At 72.7% G+C, this 227-nt stretch carries 1 protein-coding gene; it reads left to right on the forward strand.

Annotated features, from left to right (window positions below; translation table 11 throughout):
• Positions 1 to 227, forward strand: a 227-nt coding sequence (locus tag VR44_RS24010; protein ID WP_045949658.1) for a hypothetical protein, incomplete at both ends; no start/stop codon positions are given.

The following is a 227-nucleotide window of genomic DNA, read 5'->3' on the forward strand; positions in this document are numbered from 1 at the left end:
GCGGGGCGCCCTCGCCGGCGGCGGCCGCCGCCAAGCAGCAGCCCGCCCCGCACGAGCACACGTTCGCCAATGAACTGGCCGCACCGAAGGAGAACCCGCAGCAGCGGGACTCCGCCCCGGTCGCGCCCGCCGTGGCCGGCTGCGACCGGCACTACGGGAGCGTCAACGTGTGCGTCCCGGCGGCCTTCCCGGCGGAGGTGAAGAAGACCTGTCTCTTATACACATCT

It is taken from the genome of Streptomyces katrae (genome assembly GCF_000966975.1).
In the GTDB taxonomy this organism is placed as follows: domain Bacteria; phylum Actinomycetota; class Actinomycetes; order Streptomycetales; family Streptomycetaceae; genus Streptomyces; species Streptomyces katrae.